Annotated in this window: 15 protein-coding genes and 2 pseudogenes; 10 read left to right on the top strand and 7 right to left on the bottom strand. The window is 61.7% G+C overall.

Going from position 1 to position 19,273, the window contains the following annotated elements:
* Positions 1-80: 80 nt before the first annotated feature.
* The 4 genes from X730_RS161095 to X730_RS161110 are packed head-to-tail and all read left to right on the top strand — an operon-like array spanning position 81 to position 4,636.
* Complete coding sequence (locus X730_RS161095; RefSeq protein WP_023672664.1) at positions 81-1,061, top strand: ABC transporter substrate-binding protein; 981 nt, start codon at positions 81-83, stop codon at positions 1,059-1,061.
* A gap of 60 nt (positions 1,062-1,121) precedes the next feature.
* Complete coding sequence (locus X730_RS161100) at positions 1,122-2,666, top strand: sugar ABC transporter ATP-binding protein (protein WP_023825539.1); 1,545 nt, start codon at positions 1,122-1,124, stop codon at positions 2,664-2,666.
* A 53-nt stretch (positions 2,667-2,719) separates the two neighbouring features.
* Positions 2,720-3,667: an ABC transporter permease gene (locus X730_RS161105; RefSeq protein WP_245259923.1), complete on the top strand. Its 948-nt coding sequence runs from the start codon at positions 2,720-2,722 to the stop codon at positions 3,665-3,667.
* 3 nt (positions 3,668-3,670) lie between these two features.
* A complete protein-coding gene (locus X730_RS161110) occupies positions 3,671-4,636 on the top strand; it encodes an ABC transporter permease (RefSeq protein WP_023682464.1) in 966 nt (321 codons plus the stop codon).
* A 183-nt stretch (positions 4,637-4,819) separates the two neighbouring features.
* On the opposite strand, the gene X730_RS161115 is transcribed toward X730_RS161110, so the two are convergent.
* Entirely contained in the window at positions 4,820-6,220 is a 1,401-nt protein-coding gene (locus tag X730_RS161115; RefSeq protein WP_023707500.1) for a Do family serine endopeptidase, read from the bottom strand.
* Positions 6,221-6,665: 445 nt separating this feature from the next.
* Here X730_RS161115 and X730_RS161120 point away from each other — a divergent pair, with 445 nt between their 5' ends.
* The 3 genes from X730_RS161120 (at position 6,666) to X730_RS161130 (ending at position 8,890) form a co-directional block, all read left to right on the top strand.
* Positions 6,666-7,277 carry an ATP-dependent Clp protease proteolytic subunit gene (locus X730_RS161120; RefSeq protein ID WP_023672669.1) on the top strand — a complete coding sequence of 204 codons (612 nt, stop codon included), beginning with the start codon at positions 6,666-6,668 and terminating at the stop codon, positions 7,275-7,277.
* Positions 7,278-7,346: 69 nt separating this feature from the next.
* A complete protein-coding gene (locus X730_RS161125) occupies positions 7,347-7,775 on the top strand; it encodes a GFA family protein (protein WP_050588073.1) in 429 nt (142 codons plus the stop codon).
* Between the two features lie 47 nt (positions 7,776-7,822).
* Positions 7,823-8,890 (top strand): M20/M25/M40 family metallo-hydrolase, encoded by a 1,068-nt coding sequence (locus X730_RS161130; RefSeq protein WP_023672671.1) that lies wholly within the window; start codon positions 7,823-7,825, stop codon positions 8,888-8,890.
* A gap of 129 nt (positions 8,891-9,019) precedes the next feature.
* On the opposite strand, the gene X730_RS161135 is transcribed toward X730_RS161130, so the two are convergent.
* Positions 9,020-9,844, bottom strand: coding sequence for an SIR2 family protein (locus X730_RS161135; protein WP_023696169.1), 825 nt, complete (start codon positions 9,842-9,844; stop codon positions 9,020-9,022).
* Between the two features lie 914 nt (positions 9,845-10,758).
* Between X730_RS161135 and X730_RS1000000165740 the strand changes: the two genes are divergently transcribed.
* Together X730_RS1000000165740 and X730_RS161140 are read left to right on the top strand one after the other, a co-directional pair.
* Positions 10,759-10,929 (top strand): hypothetical protein, encoded by a 171-nt coding sequence (locus X730_RS1000000165740; protein ID WP_023672674.1) that lies wholly within the window; start codon positions 10,759-10,761, stop codon positions 10,927-10,929.
* 39 nt (positions 10,930-10,968) lie between these two features.
* The gene (locus X730_RS161140; RefSeq protein WP_023702861.1) at positions 10,969-11,466 is read left to right on the top strand and encodes a hydrolase; all 498 of its coding nucleotides are present in this window, start codon (positions 10,969-10,971) and stop codon (positions 11,464-11,466) included.
* A 196-nt stretch (positions 11,467-11,662) separates the two neighbouring features.
* Here the strand turns inward: X730_RS161140 and X730_RS161145 are convergent, their stop codons facing one another.
* From X730_RS161145 to cphA, 3 genes are read right to left on the bottom strand one after another with little or no spacing between them, the layout of a single operon-like run.
* Positions 11,663-12,487 (bottom strand): cyanophycinase, encoded by an 825-nt coding sequence (locus X730_RS161145; protein ID WP_023710470.1) that lies wholly within the window; start codon positions 12,485-12,487, stop codon positions 11,663-11,665.
* Positions 12,484-13,383, bottom strand: a complete 900-nt coding sequence (locus X730_RS161150) for an isoaspartyl peptidase/L-asparaginase family protein (RefSeq protein ID WP_023825538.1) — start codon at positions 13,381-13,383, stop codon at positions 12,484-12,486. The genes X730_RS161145 and X730_RS161150 overlap by 4 nt, the downstream gene beginning before the upstream one ends.
* Positions 13,383-16,268: a cyanophycin synthetase gene (gene cphA / locus X730_RS161155; RefSeq protein WP_245261293.1), complete on the bottom strand. Its 2,886-nt coding sequence runs from the start codon at positions 16,266-16,268 to the stop codon at positions 13,383-13,385. Before cphA ends, X730_RS161150 begins: the two co-directional genes overlap by 1 nt.
* Before the next feature lie 548 nt (positions 16,269-16,816).
* Between cphA and sdhD the strand changes: the two genes are divergently transcribed.
* Positions 16,817-17,206: a succinate dehydrogenase, hydrophobic membrane anchor protein gene (sdhD, locus tag X730_RS161160; protein WP_027050929.1), complete on the top strand. Its 390-nt coding sequence runs from the start codon at positions 16,817-16,819 to the stop codon at positions 17,204-17,206.
* Positions 17,207-17,309: 103 nt separating this feature from the next.
* Here the strand turns inward: sdhD and X730_RS0133080 are convergent.
* A pseudogene (locus X730_RS0133080) lies at positions 17,310-18,635 on the bottom strand (cytochrome c oxidase subunit 1); the annotation flags it as partial.
* A 10-nt stretch (positions 18,636-18,645) separates the two neighbouring features.
* Positions 18,646-19,194: pseudogene (locus tag X730_RS1000000165735) on the bottom strand (cbb3-type cytochrome c oxidase subunit I); the annotation flags it as partial.
* Positions 19,195-19,273: the final 79 nt, after the last annotated feature.

Raw genomic sequence — 19,273 nt, 5'->3', positions numbered from 1 at the left:
CGTCATCGCCGACGCCGTCTGGGCCGATATCGTGAGGAAATTACACAGTCGCTGAAAGCGACAATAAAGGAGGAAAGAGCATGATCATTACCCGTCGAAAACTACTGGTTGGCTCCGCCGCCGGCGCGGTCGCGCTGACACTCGGCTCACGCGCCTTCGCGGCGCTCCCGCCGCTCGCCAAGAAGGACAAGTACAAGGTCGGTTTCGCCCAGACGGAAAGCAACAATCCGTGGCGTCTTGCCGAGACCAAGAGCATGCAGGACGAAGCCGCCAAGCTTGGCCATCAGCTGGTCTACACGGATGCCGCGGGTTCGTCGGCCAAGCAGGCCTCCGACGTGAACTCGATGATCGCGCAGGGCGTCGACGCAATCTTCCTGCCGCCCCGCGAAGACAAGCCCCTGGTGCCGGTCATTCTTGCCGCGCGCGATGCCGGCATACCGGTGTTTCTGGTCGACCGCGACGTTGATCACACCATGGCCAAGCCGGGCGAGGATTATGTCTGCTTCATCGGTTCGGATTTCATCGAGGAGGCGACCCGCGTCGGCGAATGGCTGGTCAAGAACGCCAATGGCAAGTCGAAGATCATCGAGCTGGAAGGCACGACCGGAGCCTCGGCCGCTACCGACCGCAAGAAAGGCTTCGACGATTTCATCGCCAAGCACTCGCAGTTCACCATCCTGGCGTCGCAGTCCGGCGACTTCGCCCGTGACAAGGGCCGGCAGGTCGCCGAGACGCTGCTTCAGGCGCACCCTGATGCGGATATCATCTACGCGCATAATGATGAGATGGCGCTGGGCGCCATCGCCGCTCTGGAAGCAGCCGGCAAGACCCCGGGCAAGGATGTGCTGATCTTGTCGATCGACGGCGAGAAGGAAGGCGTCCAGGCGATCATTGACGGCAAGATCGGCGCTATCTGCGCTTGCAGCCCGCTGTTCGGGCCGAAGGCCTTCGCTACGATGGCCGACTATGCGGCCGGCAAGAAGATCCCGCCGTTCATCAAGAACGAGGATGCCTTCTTCGACGCCACGAACGCGAAGAAAGACTTCGATATTGCGTTCTGATATCCACTTTCTTTCCAGTTGCCCTACCCGCTTCGGCGGGTAGGGTTTGGGAGTTTGACGATGACCGCTCAGCCGGACCAAGCCGCGCTGCTCCTGGACATGCGTGACATCCAGAAGCGTTTTGCCGGCATCCCTGCCCTGGCCGATGCCTCGCTCCAGGTTCTTCCGGGCGAGATCCACGCACTCATCGGCCAGAACGGTGCGGGCAAATCGACACTTATCAAGGTGCTCACCGGCTATTACCGCCGGGATGCGGGGCAGGTGCTGTTCGAACGGAAGCCGTTCGAAGTTGGGTCTCCGCATCAGGCGCAGGTCAGCGGCATCAGCACCATCTACCAGGAGATCAATCTCGTACCGCTGCGCTCGGTGACCGAGAACATCTGCCTTGGACGCGAGAAGCGCCGCCGCGGCCTGCTCGACTGGAGCGCGATGCATGCGGAAGCCGAGCGCCTGCTCAGCCGCTTCTCGATCGGCATCGACGTGCGCCGCCCGCTCAGCGATTTCAACACCGCCACGCAGCAGATGGTGGCGATCGCCCGCGCCATCGGCTTTTCCGCCCGCCTCGTGATCATGGATGAGCCGACCTCCTCGCTAGACGAGCGTGAAGTCTCGGTCTTGTTCAGCGTTATCCGTCAGCTCAAGGCCGACGGCGTCTCCGTTCTGTTCGTCAGCCACAAGCTCGACGAGTTGTACGAGGTCTGCGACCGGGTCACGATCATGCGTGACGGCCGCACGGTGCGAAGCGCGGCGATGAGCGACATCGGCAAGCTGGAGCTGGTCGCGGCCATGCTCGGCCGCGACGTCGCAGCCGTCGAAGGCCATGCGACCGCGTTCGGCGAACGCGATCGGTCGAGGATCGGTGATGTGCTGTTTACCGCGCAAGGGCTGGCGGCCGGCCAGTTGGTGCGTGACGTGAGCTTCGACCTGCGCCGCGGCGAGATCGCCGGCTTTGCCGGCTTGCTCGGCGCCGGCCGCACCGAAACAGCCCGCCTCGTATTCGGCGCCGACCGCCGGAGCGCAGGCGAGATGACGATGGAAGGCGCGTCCTACCATCCCGCACGTGCCGCTGATGCCATCGCCGCAGGGATGGGCTTCTGCACCGAGGACCGCAAGGCCGAGGGCATCGTGCCGGAAATGACCGTCGCGGAGAACATAACACTGGCACTGCTGCCGAAAATCAGCCGCAATGGCATCCTGAACGAGGCCCGGCAGAAGGAGATCGTCGAGCGCTTCATTCGTGAACTCGACATCAAATGCTCGGGGCCTAACCAGAAGGTCCGCGAGTTGTCGGGCGGGAACCAGCAAAAGGTGCTGCTTGCCCGCTGGCTGGCAATGAACCCGAAGCTGCTCATTCTCGATGAGCCGACGCGCGGCATCGATGTCGGGGCCAAGGCCGAGATCCAGCGCCTCATCCGCAAGCTTGCCGATGGCGGGCTCGGCGTGCTGATGATCTCCTCGGAACTCGAGGAAGTGATGGAAGGAGCCGACCGCATATTCGTGCTGCGCGAAGGAGTGAGGGTGGCCGAACTGGAAGGCCAGGCAGCCAACGAGGAGGACGTGCTCGCGGCGATGGCGCATGGCGGCGCGGCGAAGGAGGCAGCGTGAGCGATCTGGCCACACCATCCGCAGCCAACGACGCTGGAAACCGCCGCTTTGATGTGTTCGGTTTCCTGGCGCGCTACGGCACGGTGATCGCGCTTGTGCTGCTGGTCGTCTTCAACCTTGCCTATACGCGCAATTTCGCGACGCTGCAGACACTCAACGTCAACCTGACCCAGGTCTGCACGATTGTGATCGTCGCGGTGGGGATGACCCTGGTGATCGCCACCGGCGGCATCGACCTGTCGGTTGGTTCGCTGATGGCGATCTCCGGCGCATTGGCGCCGATGATCTTCATGGGCACGATCTTCCCGGTCGGAAACATCTATCTGGCGGTAGCCGTCGCGATGATTGCCTCGATCCTCGTCGCCGGCCTGTTCGGGCTGTTCAATGGCTGGTTGGTCTCGCGTTTCCGCATCCAACCTATTGTTGCAACGCTCGTGCTGTTCATCGCCGGGCGCGGGATCGCGCAGGTCATGACCAACGGCAATCTGCAGACCTTCCGCGTGCCGCAATTCCAGTGGATCGGACTTGCCCGCCCGCTCGGCATTCCCGCGCAGGTCATCATCATGGCCGTGCTGGTTGCGGTGGCCGCTTGGGCCCTTCACCGCACGGTGTTCGGGCGAAGCATCCTGGCGGTCGGCGGCAATGAAAAGGCCTCTGAACTCGCCGGCATCGCCGTATCGAGGATCAAGCTCGCTGTCTATGCGATCAGCGGCCTGTGCGCGGGGCTAGCCGGTCTCGTCGTCATTGCGATCAACTCCTCCAGCGACGCCAATCTCGTGGGGCTGGGCATGGAACTCGACGCCATCGCGGCGGTCGCGGTGGGCGGCACGCTGTTGAGTGGCGGAAAGGCCACAATCATCGGCACCCTGCTGGGCGCACTGACCATCCAGTTGGTGCGCTACACGCTGCTCGCCAATGGCGTACCCGACGCCGCTGCGCTCGTCGTCAAGGCCGGCATCATCGCATTCGCCGTCTGGCTGCAGCAGCAACACCGGGTGTAATCCATGAACAGCGCCAGACTGGTTCGCATCATCGGCACTTACGGTGTCGTCATCGCGCTTGCAGCCCTCGTCCTGTTCGGATTCCTGCGCTACGACCGCTTCCTCGGCCTCTTCAACGTGATGAGCGTTCTGCGCTACAACTCGATGTTCGCGCTCGTCGCGCTCGGCATGTGCTTCGTGATCATGACCGGCGGCATAGACCTGTCCGTCGGCTCCGTCGCCGCCTTGGGCAGCGTCGCGTCAGCCCTGGCGAGCCCGCACGGCATCGTGGCAGGCCTTGCAGCGGGCGTTGGCGCCGGCCTGGCAGCCGGGCTGATCAACGCGCTCCTGGTTACGCGCGGCAACCTGATGCCTTTCATCGCCACGCTTGCCACCATGCTGGCCGCAAGCGGCTCGGCGCTGCTTCTGGCCGGCAACCAGACCGTTTCGGTGTCTTACGATTCGGGTTTCACCGCCATCGGCCAAGGGAATTTCTGGATTTTCCCGATTCCGGCAGTCATCGCCCTGGTTGCCTATGCCGTCGGCTCAGTGGTCCTGAACTACACCAGCACGGGACGGACGGTGCTGGCCATCGGCGGCGGCGAGGATGCCTCGCGGCTGATGGGGCTGCGCACGGACGGCGTCAAATTTCTCGTCTATGTCGCAAGCGGGTGCCTGGCCGGGCTCGCCGGCGTCGTCCTCGCTTCTCAGTTCGGCGCAGGCCAGCCGATCGAGGGCGTCGGCTGGGAACTGTTTGCCATCGCAGCGGTCGTCGTGGGCGGGACGCTGCTGACCGGCGGCTCTGGCTCGGTGTTGACCACGCTGGCCGGCGTGCTGTTGCTCGGCATCCTTTTCAACGTCCTGAACTTCGAAAACGGCATGGGCTGGATTTCGCTGTCAGCCTACTGGCAGTCGGTGATCCGCGGGCTGTTTTTGCTCGTCGTCGTCCTTCTCCAGGCACGGCTTACGGCAAGGCGCGAAACTGCCTGAGGATGGCGAGCGCCTTCGAGCACGATGGCGCTGCAGAATCAGTGCGCGTTGCGCACCCGGCCGATGAGCGCATCCCGCAGACTTTCTGCGGCGATGCTTCCCCGGTGCACCTGGGGTCCGACACCCTTGGAGCAGGATCCGCAAGCGGATCCTGGTGCAGTCACATGGCCGTCCTGGAGACGGTCATTTCCCGGCGACCGCCACGAACACGGACTGCCCCTGCCTTTCCAGCCGAAACAGGATGGGCTTGCTCTGCCGGCGAGAGTTCGCCCACTCCTCGACGATATCCGAAGGCTCCGTCACGCGGCGATTGTTGGCCGATATGATGACATCGCCGGGCTGCAATCCGCTCCGGGCGGCAAGGCCATCGGGAACCACTTCCACGACGAAGACGCCGGTTGTTCCTGATTTGATGCCTAGCTGCTGACGCGCCTGATCCGGAATCGGGCTGAGGGATAGGCCGAGGCCTTCGGCCGCCGACTTCTTGTCGGGAACAGCGCCGGTCTTCACCTCCGCATCCTTGCGCTCACCGATGACAAGCGCGATCTCCTGGTCCTTTCCGCCGTTACTCCGTGTCAGAGTGGCCTTGCTGCCAGGCTTCTGGCTAGCCGTCGCAAGCGTGAGGTCATGGACACCCTCAATGCCCTTGCCGTTGAACCGGGTGATCACGTCACCCGGCTTCAAGCCGGCTTTCTCCGCCGGGCTGCCGGGCTCGACCGAAGCAACCAGCGCGCCCTTGTCATCTTTCATCCCGAGGGCCTCAGCCAGCGACGGCGTGATGTCCTGCAGGCGGACCCCGATGAAGCCACGCTCGATCCGGCCGGTTCTGATCAACTGGTCGGCGATGCTTTGGGCGGTGCGCGATGGCACCGCAAACCCGATCCCGATGCTGCCGCCGGACGGCGAGACGATGGCGGTGTTGACGCCGATCACCTCGCCACGTGCGTTGAACAGCGGACCGCCCGAGTTGCCTCGATTGATCGACGCGTCCGTCTGGAGAAAATCGTCATACGGCCCGGCTTGAATGTCTCGCGAGCGGGCCGAAAGAACGCCGACAGTGACAGTCCCTCCGAGCCCGAAGGGACTGCCGATCGCGATTGTCCATGCGCCCGGCTGCATTGCATCCGAGTCACCCCATTTGGTCGTGGTCATGTTGGGCCGCGGGTCGACCTTCAGCACCGCTATATCGGTGGCGGGGTCACGGCCGACCAATTGCGCCGGCGCCGTTTCCTTGTCGGAAAATACGACATGGATCTCTGTCGCATCGGCAACGACATGGTTGTTGGTGACGATGTAGCCGTCGGCACTGATCACAAATCCGGAGCCAAGCGCCTCCCTCACCTGCGGCTGAACGGGTCCGAGGCCCTGGCCGTCGAACGGACTTGTAAAGTCGCCCGCCGTCGTCTGGTCCTGGACAACCTCCCGGGTCGTGATCGCGACCACGGCCGGCAATTTCTGCTGGATGATCGCTGTGAAGTCGGTCGGGGTATCCTGGGCCAGGACAGGCGCCACGCCACTGGCCGAGAGCATCAGCGCAACCGCGATCAAGCGCGTTGCAAATCGTCTTTGCATATCGTGAGACATTGCTGGACCTCCTGCCGGACAGCCCCGGCCGCTCGGCCGCGCCGCGCGGAGCCGGTGCTCCGGACGCTAGAACTGCCAACAAAGCTGTTTGTTTCAGCCCCCCGGAAAAATGGCACGGCCAGGAAAAATAGCCCGACCGCAGGGGTCCGGGAGGCAGCAGCCGGGAACCATTGAGGCCGTTGAGTTCAACCGTCCACAGGACTGGTCCCGGACGTGGCAGAAATCAGCAAAGCGACTGCGTCAGCTCCGGCAAATGCCCGATATGCCCGTGGAGCCAACCTAGCGGCTGAGGTGCCTCTACCGGGCCTGGTGCGAAAAGGATCTGCAATGAAAGAGGGAGCTCCACAGCCGCCGAGAGACGCGGCTGTGATCACCACCGCTCGAACTCCCTCAAGGGAACAAAAAGGTACCAACTAAGTTCGACCCCCATAATGAGGATGCCTATATGGACCTGTTGCCCCAGTCAGCCGAACACACCGTCTCCCCGCCGCCCGCTCCAGACCTTCACCGGCTTTTGTTCGATCCAAACTTGCGTATACACGGCTTGATTGATGACACTGTCGTCACCAAAGCCTTGGACGATTTGAAAGCCGTGCGTTCCGGCGAAGACGATCTCTACGTTGAAATCGACACGCCCGGAGGCGACGCCGACGGCGCGCGACGTCTAGCTCTAGAGTTCAAACTTTTTCTGAAACACTCAGGCCGCAACGGCTACATCATTGGCAAGAATACGGTTTACTCTGCCGGGGTAACGGTCCTTGCCGCTTTCCCGAAAGCCTGCAGGTTCCTTTGCCCGCAAGCAGTCCTGCTGATTCATGAAAGAAGGCTTGAGAAAGACTTGGTTCTGAATGGACCAATTCGAAGCTGTCTTCAGATCGTTCGCGAACAACTTGCGCTGTTGGAAACGGCAGAGCGACTCGAGAATGAAGGGTTCGCCGATCTCGTCCAAGGTTCTCGAACATCGCTGGAAGAGCTGCGCGACCATGCCCTGAACAGCTGCTACCTGATGGCAGCAAGAGCTTTGGAGCTAGGCCTTGTTGAAGACATTGCCCATTAACTTGATGCCTCGATGGAAACGGCAGAGCGGAGTCCAACACGTTTCCCCTCACTCATGTCGGCGGCGACCATGAACGACGAGGTTGACAAGATAGAGCGGACCGGCGGCTGTCTTTGCGGGTCTGTGAGGTATGTTGTTGCCGGCGCGCCGTTGCGCGTTGGCTTGTGTCATTGCCAGGATTGCAAGCGAACCAGCGGCAGCACCTACAGTGCCTTTGCCGTGTGGCCACGGTCGGCTTACCAGTGCAAGGGCGAGCTTGCGGCGTTCAACGGCAGAGGTTTTTGTCCGGCATGCGGGTCGCGCGTGGTGAATCTCCGCGACGACGAAGCCGAGATCATGATCGGCACTCTCGACGATGCGCCAAACGACCTTCTCCCGACATACGAGCTTTGGACCCCCCGGCGCGAAGCCTGGCTCCACAACCTGCCTTGGGCTGACCAATTCGCGGGCGATCGCACCGAAGAAGGCCAAAATTGGCGCGAAGCCCGACGAGTATGACCATGCTCGAATGGCCCTCCACCCCTTGAACCGTGAAAGTCAGCTTGATGCGCGATGAATCACTCAAGTTCTTGAAGGAAATTGTGGCGACCCCGTCGCCGAGCGGCTTTGAGCAACCCGTAGCGGAGCTTTTCCGCGAGTATGTTCGTCCGTATGCCCACAGGTTGACGACGGACGTCATGGGCAATGTCACGGCGATCATCAATCCTGAGGCGTCTATGCGCTTCATGTATGCCGGGCACATGGATGAGGTCGGCTTCATCGTCCATTACATCGACGATGACGGCTTTCTTTTCTTCAGCACCATAGGTGGAACGGACGTTGCCACTGAAATCGGCCAGCGTGTCTGGGTGCACGGCAAGGAGCCGATCCTGGGCGTCGTAGGTCGCAAAGCAATCCAGACCTTCAAAGCCTCTGACACGTCTCAAACTCCCTCGCTGATGGAACTATGGATCGATATCGGCGCGAGTTCGCGAGAGGAAGCGTTGAAGGTCGTAGAGGTCGGCAGCGCGGTCACTATCCACGGCGAGTTTGCGGCGCTACAGGGCAACCTTGCTGTCGGACGAGCGTTCGACAACAAGGTTGGCCTCCTCATCGGCGCCGAGGTCCTGCGCTGCCTCTCCGAGGAGGGAGGCGTTCACCCCGGCGTGGGCCTCTATATCCTGGGTACGGTTCAAGAGGAAATTGGGTCCCGAGGCGCGATGACCTCAGCGTTCAACATCGCACCTCGAACCGGCCTCGCAATCGATATGGGCGTGGCGATGGACTATCCGCGCGCTCGCGCCGAGGATCAGGGCAAACTGGACCTTGGGAAAGGGCCGGCAATCACTCAAGGCGCGAACACCAACCCGGTGGTGTTCAATCTGCTGAAGTCGGTGGCCGAGAAAGAGGGCCTACCTTATCAGCTTCAGGCGGTGGGCAGCTCAAGCCCTACCGACGCGCGTGTCATGCAGCAGAACCGAGGCGGCGTCGCAAGTGGAGTGCTCTCCGTGCCTTTGCGTTACATGCATACCCCGTCCGAAGTTGTTTGCCTGGATGATGTGCAAACGACGATTGACCTTGTTTGTGCATATTGCCGGCAATTGACGCCGGAGATCGACTTCACGCCAAGATGATCGCGGCGGGATTGATTGTGGAAGTCCTAGCTCCAACAGTCGCTGATCTGGTGCCTGTCGGCCACCGCCTGGTGCGTCGGTCACCGCGCACCTGAGAAAACCCAACTGCAGTCCACTGGGGAGCGCGCCTCAGGTCACCCCCACCGCTTCCACCAAACGCCTGAGGAAGTCCGTCAGACCGGCTTCAGGATCATCACCTGCGCCAACGAGCACCGAAATACCCCAGCGCCCAAGCACGGCCTCCTCCACAGGGTTGCGGCTGGGCATGAAGATGAACGAAGGGGGACGATCTTTCTCATATCCAGACCGGTGCCAGGTCTGCCAAAGCCGGTGCAACAGCAGCCGGATGTTTGGATCGGAGAGGCTATAGCCAATGAACAGGATCGTGCTGCCGAGAGCATCGGAGCGAAAGCGGACATCAAGGGGAGAATTGAAGGACAGGCGGTCAAGATAGTCGGTTTCGGTGAGGACAAGGGAAGAGTCCTCGTCAAAGTCGCCGTGAAATTTCACGATGTGCGTTACGCCTCGACGGGCCTGCGCAACGTGCCGTGCGTTGGCCACTTTCACGTACTCTCGACCGTGGATTTCAAAAGCGAGTTCCAGGTTCCGGTCATAGTTCGTCGTATAGATGACGGGAAAATCGAGCGTCACGATGAGTCGGTGCAATTCCGATTTCTCAATCCGTTCCTTGGCGACAGACCAGTTTCTGTCCATCCAACTGCGAAGTGGTCCGATGCTGCCATGCTTGATCCGATAGTATTCGGCCAAGGTCTGAAAACGATCGCGTCGCGTGGAAAATTCATCGTCGACGCCGAGCTCCTTTGCCATTCGCTCGATGAGTTTCTCCCAAGACGGAAGTCCGACGCTGATCGATACCCCCGCCCCCACAAACAAAATTGCGCTGCGATGACGAATTGCATTGGCGAGCGAATCTATAGGATCATCATCGTTCATGGATAGGTCCTCCGAAGCCACTCGCGTGGGCCGGACCTAAGGTGCGTGCCCCGGTGCGAGGATCGTGGACGCGGCTCCCCAATTCGAGCCAGCGTGCTCCGCCCTCATCGACGAAATCGGATCGACCACGCACCAGCCAGCCCAGAGGGGGCGGCCCTTGCAGTCTTGCCGAGCCGCTTGCCACCCGAACCGAGGTAGCGGCCGCGAGGACTCTGGCTGTGAACTGGAACCGGCGCTGTTGCGGTTTACTGGCCACGTTGATTCAGTTCTGCGCCAGCCATATTGCGCAAAACTCTATCGAGTTTCGCATTCACCAAGAGGTTGCGCCGCTTCGCGCCGATAAAGATGGCGAGAGAGTAAATCATTGTAAGAACAGAGATCATCGTCATTCCGGCCTAAACATCAGCGGCCGGAGATGTTCCATGCGCCCGGAAATATTCCAGTGCAGGTGTTTTTAAATCGCCGAAGCTACGCGCTCAATGCGCGGTTGGTTTCGTGTCCAGGGCGGACGAATTAGCGCAAGGCGGTATTCATCCTCCCACATCGGCGGCGAACTGAAGCGAAATGCTGGTTGTGTCCCCCAGAATTGCAATGAAACGCCGATGCTTTGCATGCGGCCCGGAACAAATGCTCGCTTGCACAGTTCGAGCCATGCAGCGGTCGACCCCCGCGCTGCAAGATCGGTAGCCCGATCGCCCGCGCCGGCCCCTCCCACGGCGCGGGCTTTCGTTTGAATTCACGCTGTCGGGGTTGGAGTCGCTCCGCCGTTGTCGCGAGCCGGCTGATATACGCGCTGTCCGGGGCTCGCGGGATGCCGGCGACATCGGCATTCGCGCAGTCCGGCAGGTCAGCCGATGCACGGGAACAACGTGGCACTGTGATGGTTTGGTGGCCTCGGAAGGTGGCAGAGAACGATGGGCAAAAAGCCCAAACAGCACGCAAAATCCACGGCGGATCGCGAAAAGGCGATCGAGGCGCTCTACTTCGCGCGCAAGTGCGGCCTTACGAAGGAAGAGGCACTCAAGATGCTCAGGGAAGCCCCGATCGGGATCGATGATGAAGCCGAAGAGCGCTCCGGCAGTTAGAGGCGATCGCCGGTCGCGCGTCGCAGCCGGCCGCGGCGCATGATCTTCTTCACTTCCGATACGCATTTCAACGATCCGCGCATTCTGCGCCTCGACCGGCGTCCCTTCGCCTCGTTGGTCGAGCATGACCAGGCGCTGGTTGCGTTTTGGAACGAAACGGTTGGCCCGAACGACGAGGTCTGGCACCTCGGCGATTTCGCCAAGGGTCCAGCCGAGACCGTGTCTTCACTGCTGTCGTCTCTTAACGGGTCCAAGCACCTGATAATTGGCAACAATGATGGCGCTGCCACCATTGGCGACCCGGCCTGGGCGAGCGTGCACCACTATATGGAGCTTCTTGTCGAGGGCAGCTTGCTGGTTCTGTGTCACTATCCTTTTCGCACCTGGAACCAGATCGGCAAGAGATCGGTAAACCTGCACGGTCATTCGCACGGTCGTCTGAAGCCGATGACGCGCCAGCATGATGTCGGCGTCGACGCCTGGGGGTTTCGTCCGGTAACCTTTGCTGCCATTCAGGCCAGTCGCCGGCGGGGTTAGCCCGGCAGAACGCCGGGCGAGCGAAGGTCTCAGCTTTGCGGGATTCGAGCCGACGAGAGGCCGTCTGTAATCCTGCCGGGCCTGCCACAACGCGACAATCCTGGTTGGGCGACTTCAAATAGGAGAACTGCTTCATATATGCGGTTTTCGCGGTACGCGGACCGCGCCACACCATCAGCTTGAGTGTGGCGAAGTCTTACGGAAGCCCCACCGGCCGTCGCAGCGCGAGATCGAACGCATCGCCTGAGCTCAGCACGTGAACCCTCAGATCATGAATCGAAAGGGCGGCATCAGGCTCACCTTCCGCGATGTTGGAATGGGTCACGCCGGCTGCATCGACCAGATAGACAGCGCCGCTGCCGATGACCTTGAACATCTCGCCCTTCACCACGATCGCCGTGTCTTCATCGATGCCGATGCCGAGGACGCGCGGGTTCTGCGACACCGCCCCGATGAGCCGCCCAATGCGGCCCCGTTCCGCAAAGTGCTGGTCGATGATGACATTCGGCAGCAGGCCCAGTCCCGGCGCCATCCGAATGTGGCCGATCCGAAAGGACGCTGCGTTCGGCCCCTTCACCATCATCGTGTCGCTCATGACCGACGCGCCCGCGGAGGTGCCGGCAATGACGCCTCCGGCTTCATAGATTTCGTGCACCCGCTCGTCGATGGGCGTGTCGCCGATCTGGCTGGTGATCCGGAGCTGGTCGCCGCCGGAGAAGAACACCGCACTCACGTCTGCGAGCGCACTTATTTTCTTTTCATGAGCTGCCTCGAGGCGGTCGTTGACGTAGAGCTCGATGACATCCTTGATGCCCAGTTCACCGAAGGACCTCTGATACTTCTCGAGATAGCCATCCGGCTCATGAGACGCGATGGTGGCAAGCACCAGGCGGCCGTTCGGAACCAGGCTCGCCACCTCCTTCAAGATGACACGATCGCCATCATGGTCCTCGTGGCCGCCGATGATGACGAGCGTTCCGGCTTTACCGTTCGAGGATCGTTTTTTCTTCTTGTCGGTCATTTGTCCACGTCTTTCTTGCGCAGGAAAACGTGTGGGTGGTTGTCCTCGCTGGTCATGAATGCGACTGCGAACTCCCTGCTGTTATGCGCCCATCCAGACACGCCGGTCGCGGTAAGCACGATGGCTCCGGCTTCGCCGCCGATCGCCTCGACTTCCTTGAGCGCGGGATACAGCACCTGCTCCAGGCCGCCTTCAGCCTGCCCCGAGGACAATGCCTGCCGCGCCGAGAGTGCCTGCATGACACGGGCCGCGAGAGCCTTTCGCGCAATATGCTCACCGTCTCCCGAGAAGGCGACGGCTCCCAATTGGTTGTCGGCATAGTAGCCGCAACCGGGTTGCGGAGAATCCCCCACACGACCCGGAGCACTGCCGTCCAGTCCGCCGGTCGAAGTGCCGACGGCGATGTCCCCGTACTGATCCAGGGCAACCACACCGATCGTATCCTTCGCCTCCGACTTGCTGGAGGCGTCGCGCTGCTGCGGCGTGATCAAATCCGCCGGATCGCAAAGCTCCAGCTGCTTGTCGGCGGCGAAACGCCGGGCCCCCTCCGACGCCAGCAGGATCGGCTCCTCATGCAGCATGGCCTTCGCGACACTGATTGGATGGCGCACGCCCTTGATCACTGCGACGGCACCCACATTGAAGTCCCTGCCCTCCATCAGGCCAGCGCACATCTCGACCTCGCCGTCCGAATTGAGGGCACTTCCATATCCCGCATTGAACGTCGGGTCCGCCTCGAGGATGCGACCGGCCGCTTCCACGGCATCGACCGCCGTTCCGCCGCCGGCCAGGACGGCCCGACCTGCCTCGAGTGCCTCGATGCATCCGTTGCGATGCGCCTCCTCCTCTTGCGGATCGATCTCCTTGGCGCCGCCGTGCAGGATCAGCGACCACATCAGCCAGCCCTCAGATGGCGAATATGGGTCTGATCGGGCCCTCCCCTCGAAGGCGTCGCGCCTCCGAAGCCGGTTACCTGCCGCCACACGACTTCAACGTCGTCGACGGTGAGCACGACAAGGTCGTTCTCCCGAGCAAGCCGGAGACACACGTCGACGGCCTCCTTCTCGGGACAGACGGCGTGTATGCGGCCTGGGGCGCAGCCGGCGTTCAAGGCACCTTCCCGCAGCAAGCCGGCGATCGCTCCGGGGGCTCGGCCGCGCAGCTCCTGCTCATCCTCCTTGAAGACGATGACGTCGAATATCCGCGAAGCGATCGCGCCCATCTCGCGGATGTCGCAATCGCGGCGGTCGCCCGGTATGGCGACCAGGCCGATCGTGCGCTGATAGCCGCGCCTCATGTGGGAAACGAGCTTTCCGAGCGCCTTCAGCCCCTCCGGATTGTGCGCATAGTCGACGATGGTGCGGAAACCATGCCCGTCGAAGACGTTGAGGCGACCGGGAGATTGCTCGAACGAGGTGCCAAACTCGGCCAGCGCCGCCCGGATCGTTGCCGCCGGAACGTCGTGGCAATGCGCCATGGCGACGGCTGCCAGGCTGTTGGCAACGTTGAATTCGGCAGAACCCTCGAAGGTCGCGGGAATTTCGTCGACGCTCATCAGGAACATCGATTCCCCATCCTCGTGGATGAAAATGTCCCAGCCGTCGCTGCTGGGCTCCCGCGTCACGGCGCGGCCGCCTTCCGCCAGGTGGCTGCGCAAGAAATCGGGCCACTCGCTCCTGCTCGCCAGCGAGAAGTAGCAGATCCTGCCGCCGGCATCTCGCGACATTGCGGACGTATGGACGTCGTCGGCATTGAGAATGCTCCATCCCCCGCGGCGGACGGACTCGACCACGACCGATTTCACCTCCGCCAGGTCCTCGATCGTGTCGATGCCCCTCAGCCCGAGATGATCGCCGTGGACGTTCAGAACCGCGCCAACATCGCATGCATCGAAGGCAAGCCCTTCGCGCAGGATGCCGCCGCGCGCACATTCCAGCACCGCGACATCGACACCCGGCTCGCGCAGCACGATCCTGGCGCTCTGCGGACCGGAGCAGTCCCCTGTCATGATCCGCTCGCCGTTCAAGTAGACGCCGGTGGTGGAGGTGAGCCCGACGGTTGCCCCATTCGCCTGCAGGATGTGCGCCAGCATCCGGGCAGTGGTCGACTTGCCGTTGGTTCCCGTGATCGCGAAGATCGGAATCCGGCCGTCCTTGCCGCCTTTGAAGAGAAGATCGAGCACGGGCCGTGCGACGTTGCGGGCGCGCCCCGACGAGGGTTCGAGATGCATGCGAAAGCCAGGACCGGCATTCACCTCTATGATGCCGCCGCCGGTTTCGCTCACCGGCCGTGAGATGTCGGGACAGACGAAGTCGATCCCGGCAATGTCGAGGCCGACGATCTGTGCCGCCCGCCTGGCGATCAGCGCGTTTTCGGGATGGATTTCTTCCGTTCGGTCGATCGCGGTCCCACCGGTGGAGAGATTGGCGGTGGGCCGCAAGAGCACCATTTGACCCGGCGCTGGAACGCTCGCCAGGGTGAGCTGCGATTTTGACAGGAAATGCTCGACACATTCGTCGATCTCGATGCGGGTCAATACCGAGGAATGGCCCTCTCCCCTTCGTGGGTCGCGGTTCGTCTCCTCGACGAGCTCGGCGACAGAACTCCGGCCATCGCCGACCACATGGGCCGGAACCCTCTCGGCGAGCGCCACCACCTTTCCGCCGATCACCAGGATCCTGTGGTCCGAGCCGACGAAATGCTGCTCGACTATAACGCTACGGCTGTGTTCTCGCGCCTGTTCGAAGCCCCAGCGGACCTCGTCTTCTGTTGCCAGACCGATGTTGACGCCGCTTCCATGATTGCCATCGAGTGGTTTGGTGACCACGGGGTAGCCCAGCCGTGCTGCCGCCGCGACTGCGTCCTGCGCCGATCGCACCAGCTCCCCGCGTGGCACCGGCAGGCCGGCCTGTTGCAGCAGGAATTTGGTCAGGTCCTTGTCCGAGGCGATCTCGGTCGCAATCTCGGAAGTGAGGTCGCTGCAACTGGCGCGGATCCGCTTCTGATGCTTTCCGTGACCAAACAGCACGAGGCTGCTGTCGTCGATCCGCGCGGCGGGTATGCCCCGCCTCTCGGCCTCGCGCACCAAGGAAGCAGTCGTAGGCCCCAAGGCACGCTCGGCGGCCAGACGCTTGAGCTGCTGCAGCCTGGCTGCGAACTCGAATGGCCCCTGCGTTTCCGCAATGTCGCCGAGCCCCTCGACACCATGCAGATTGGCCGGCAGCAGGCTGTCCACCAGTTCGAGCGCGACGCGTCCGGCGAGCAGCCCGACAAGCTCATCCTTGTAGGCGAACATGACGTTATAAGTGCCGGGACTGCCTTTGACCGACCGTGTCTTTCCTCGTGTCACCCGGTGACCGAGCATGCTCTGCAGTTCCAGGGCGACATGCTCGACGACGTGGCCGAGCCAGGTTCCTTCCTGCATGCGGCGGACGAAGCCGCCGGCGGCGCCATAGCTGCAGCCATGGCCCGCAAGGCCGGGCAACAGTCGGACGATTTGTTCGGAAAACCCGGGCAGTTTGTCTGTCGGGAACGCCTCAAGGGCTCCGAGGTCGATCCGAATCTGGACCATTGGCGTCATACTATAGAGGTGCGGCCCGCGAAACACGCGGGCGTCCACGACGCGGATAGGGCGAAAACGCGGGGCGCCCCGATGAATTTCTTTGTCCGACATAGTCCGTTTCTCCTGACTAACTCCGCAACATCCGGAGGATCGGTTAGTTCCCGGCCTTTCAGCCCAAATATTTTTGCAGGAGAGAGAAACAAAAGTGGCCGTTAACATATGTTGCGCCAAGAACACCCTCTGGTCATCTCGGCCAAGTGCGGTCGCTGTTCTGAGGGCTACTTATCTCTCGGGACGAGGCGGGCCAGGCATTCGCTCGTTTTCACAAGCATTCGCCGGGCACATCGCGGCCGTTGAGCTAGTGCCCGGCTTTGCTCATGGCGACCCATTGTGCGGGTCCAGCACTGAGGCATTAATCTTCAGCACGCCTTCGGCACCCGGGAACATTTCCAGACGCGTCAGGTTTGGAACCATCCTTGCACCGGAACTACAGCCATGCAGAGTCGAAAATCGGTGAAGGCCGCGCTCGTCAAGGAGATCGACGCGGTCCGCCTTCGTATCTCGCTGCTTGAAAGCGAGCTATGCAGAGATGGCAGACCCAGGCAAATTGGATGGCGTTCAGGATACGAACTGGACGCCCACAAAGCCCGCCTTGCTCGACTGGAGACCGTGCTTGCCCACTATCCGTCGGCACCGGCAGCCCGGGCATCGAAACAGCAACAGCTTGAGTTGCGCGCAAGGCAACCAAGTAATTTTGGGGAAACGCCATGGCTGACAGACCCTCAATCAGAACTCCGCTAGCTCGAGTGCGGGGCCTTGGATCGGCGAAACACGGAACCGAAACGTTCATGCTGGAGCGGCTGACATCTGCTGCCCTGTTGATCCTTGTCATTTACATCGTCGCGGTCGTTATAATGCTGGTCGGTGAGCCTCGAGACGCCGTCCTCAGCGTCGTAGGATCGATCTATGTCGCGCCAGCCCTTATTGGCTTCATTCTCGTAAGCTGCGTTCACATGCGGCTTGGAATGCAATCGATCATCGAAGACTACTGCCATGCCACCGTGCTCAAATCGCTTCTTCTGATCGCCAATTGGTTGTTCTGCTGGGCAGTCGCGCTCGCAAGCTTGTTCGCTGTGCTGTTAATCAGCTTCAGATAGCGATCCGGTTCTCAGCTGCAGCCAGCGTCTGCCACCGGCAGGCTGAAGTTCGCCTCAGCGGCGAACCGGGCTGGCTTGCGCAAAGGAGTTCGACAACCCGGCCTCATCTGATTTGCGGCAGCCTGTCCCATTGATGGAAAGGGGGTGGAGAGGTCAACTCCCACTCCAATGTGGTAGCTCCTGGCCCCCACGGGTTCATGCCGGCGGCTCTTCGCCGGTAGAAAGCTTCCAAGATGCCGAAGAGGAAAATCACGACACTCGCGGCCGACAGGTACGATCCATAAGAGGACACCATGTTCCAGCCGGCGAATGCGTCGGGATAGTCGACATAGCGACGCGGCATGCCAGCCAATCCAAGGAAGTGATGGGGGAAGAAGACGAGGTTCACGCCGACGAAGGTCGTCCAGAAATGGACCCCAGCCAGAAGCGGATTGTAGAGATATCCCGTCATTTTCGGAAACCAGTAATACCAGCCCGCGAAGATGCCGAAGATCGCTCCCAGTGAAAGTATGTAGTGGAAATGCGCGACGACGAAGTATGTGTCGTGCAGTTCACGGTCGAGGCCGGCATTTGCGAGTTGAACGCCCGTCACCCCGCCTACGGTGAACAGGAATATGAAGCCGAGGGCCCAGAGCATCGGCGTCCGCAGGCTGACCGAACCGCCCCACATGGTTGCAATCCAGGAGAACACTTTTATCCCGGTCGGCACTGCGATCACCATCGTGGCGAAGGTGAAGTAGCGCTGCGTGTCGAGGCCTATCCCGCTGGTGTACATATGGTGGGCCCAGACGACGAAGCCGATCACCCCGATCGCCACGATTGCGTAGACCATCCCGAGATACCCGAAGATCGGCTTTCGCGAGAAGGTCGAGATCACCTGGCTGACGATGCCGAACGCCGGCAGGATCATGATGTAGACTTCCGGGTGGCCGAAGAACCAGAAGAGATGCTGGTACAGCAGCGGGTCNTCGGTCAGGAGCATGGTGATGGCGCCGGCCAGCACCGGCAGAGCCAGCAGCAGCAGGAAGGCGGTGATGAGGATCGACCACACAAACAGGGGCATCTTGTGCAGGGTCATCCCCGGCGCGCGCATGTTGAAGATGGTGGTGATGAAGTTGATGGCTCCCAGGATCGAGGAGGCGCCCGCAATGTGCAGAGACAGGATGACCAGATCCACGGCGGGACCGGGATGGCCGGAGGTCGACAGCGGCGGGTACAGGAACCAGCCGGTCCCAGGGCCATAGCCGCCGGGGACGCTGGGCATGAAGATCGACAATAAAAGCAACATCAATGCCGGCGGCAGCAGCCAGAACGATATGTTGTTCATGCGCGGGAAGGCCATGTCGGGGGCGCCGATCATGATCGGAACCATCCAGTTGGCGAAGCCGCCGATCAGCGCCGGCATGACCATGAAGAAGATCATGATCAGCNATGACCAGATCCACGGCGGGACCGGGATGGCCGGAGGTCGACAGCGGCGGGTACAGGAACCAGCCGGTCCCAGGGCCATAGCCGCCGGGGACGCTGGGCATGAAGATCGACAACAAAAGCAACATCAATGCCGGCGGCAGCAGCCAGAACGAGATGTTGTTCATGCGCGGGAAGGCCATGTCGGGGGCGCCGATCATGATCGGAACCATCCAGTTGGCGAAGCCGCCGATCAGGGCGGGCATCACAGTGTAGAAGATCATGATCAGCGCGTGGGCCGTGGTGAAGACGTTGTAAAGCTGCTTGCCGGCGTCGATCGCCGCGTCGCCCTGGTAACCGTAGATCATCGACGCCAGTCCGGGGAAAAACTGGATCCCGGGTTGCTGCAGCTCGATTCGCATGCTCACCGACAAGAGCATGCCGATCACCCCCGCGATGAAAGCGAAGACCAGATAGAGTGTGCCGATGTCCTTGTGGTTGGTCGAAAACAGCCATCGGGTGATGCCGGTCGGCTGGTGGCTGTCGAGACCGTCCGGATCTGCCGCCGTATATTCGTTCATGACCTTCTCCGCTTGAGCCGTCCGTCGCCAGCATCGAACCGTGCTGGAACTTGATTGTTCCCTCCACCGAACCGGCGGT

The sequence above is a fragment of the Mesorhizobium sp. L103C131B0 genome (assembly GCF_000502275.1).
In the GTDB taxonomy this organism is placed as follows: Bacteria; Pseudomonadota; Alphaproteobacteria; order Rhizobiales; family Rhizobiaceae; genus Mesorhizobium.
The sequence above is the reverse complement of the archived record's forward strand: the minus strand, read 5'-3'. Positions and strand labels throughout refer to the sequence as shown.

What these genes read in the sequence shown, in the direction of transcription:
- X730_RS161095 (WP_023672664.1), top strand. Translation starts at nt 81, where the DNA reads ATGATCATTACCCGTCGAAAACTACTGGTTGGCTCCGCCGCCGGCGCG.
- X730_RS161100 (WP_023825539.1), top strand. Translation starts at nt 1,122, where the DNA reads ATGACCGCTCAGCCGGACCAAGCCGCGCTGCTCCTGGACATGCGTGAC.
- X730_RS161110 (WP_023682464.1), top strand. Translation starts at nt 3,671, where the DNA reads ATGAACAGCGCCAGACTGGTTCGCATCATCGGCACTTACGGTGTCGTC.
- X730_RS161115 (WP_023707500.1), bottom strand. Translation starts at nt 6,220, where the DNA reads ATGTCTCACGATATGCAAAGACGATTTGCAACGCGCTTGATCGCGGTT.
- X730_RS161120 (WP_023672669.1), top strand. Translation starts at nt 6,666, where the DNA reads ATGGACCTGTTGCCCCAGTCAGCCGAACACACCGTCTCCCCGCCGCCC.
- X730_RS161125 (WP_050588073.1), top strand. Translation starts at nt 7,347, where the DNA reads ATGAACGACGAGGTTGACAAGATAGAGCGGACCGGCGGCTGTCTTTGC.
- X730_RS161130 (WP_023672671.1), top strand. Translation starts at nt 7,823, where the DNA reads ATGCGCGATGAATCACTCAAGTTCTTGAAGGAAATTGTGGCGACCCCG.
- X730_RS161135 (WP_023696169.1), bottom strand. Translation starts at nt 9,844, where the DNA reads ATGAACGATGATGATCCTATAGATTCGCTCGCCAATGCAATTCGTCAT.
- X730_RS1000000165740 (WP_023672674.1), top strand. Translation starts at nt 10,759, where the DNA reads ATGGGCAAAAAGCCCAAACAGCACGCAAAATCCACGGCGGATCGCGAA.
- X730_RS161140 (WP_023702861.1), top strand. Translation starts at nt 10,969, where the DNA reads ATGATCTTCTTCACTTCCGATACGCATTTCAACGATCCGCGCATTCTG.
- X730_RS161145 (WP_023710470.1), bottom strand. Translation starts at nt 12,487, where the DNA reads ATGACCGACAAGAAGAAAAAACGATCCTCGAACGGTAAAGCCGGAACG.
- X730_RS161150 (WP_023825538.1), bottom strand. Translation starts at nt 13,383, where the DNA reads ATGTGGTCGCTGATCCTGCACGGCGGCGCCAAGGAGATCGATCCGCAA.
- cphA (WP_245261293.1), bottom strand. Translation starts at nt 16,268, where the DNA reads ATGTTAACGGCCACTTTTGTTTCTCTCTCCTGCAAAAATATTTGGGCT.
- sdhD (WP_027050929.1), top strand. Translation starts at nt 16,817, where the DNA reads ATGGCTGACAGACCCTCAATCAGAACTCCGCTAGCTCGAGTGCGGGGC.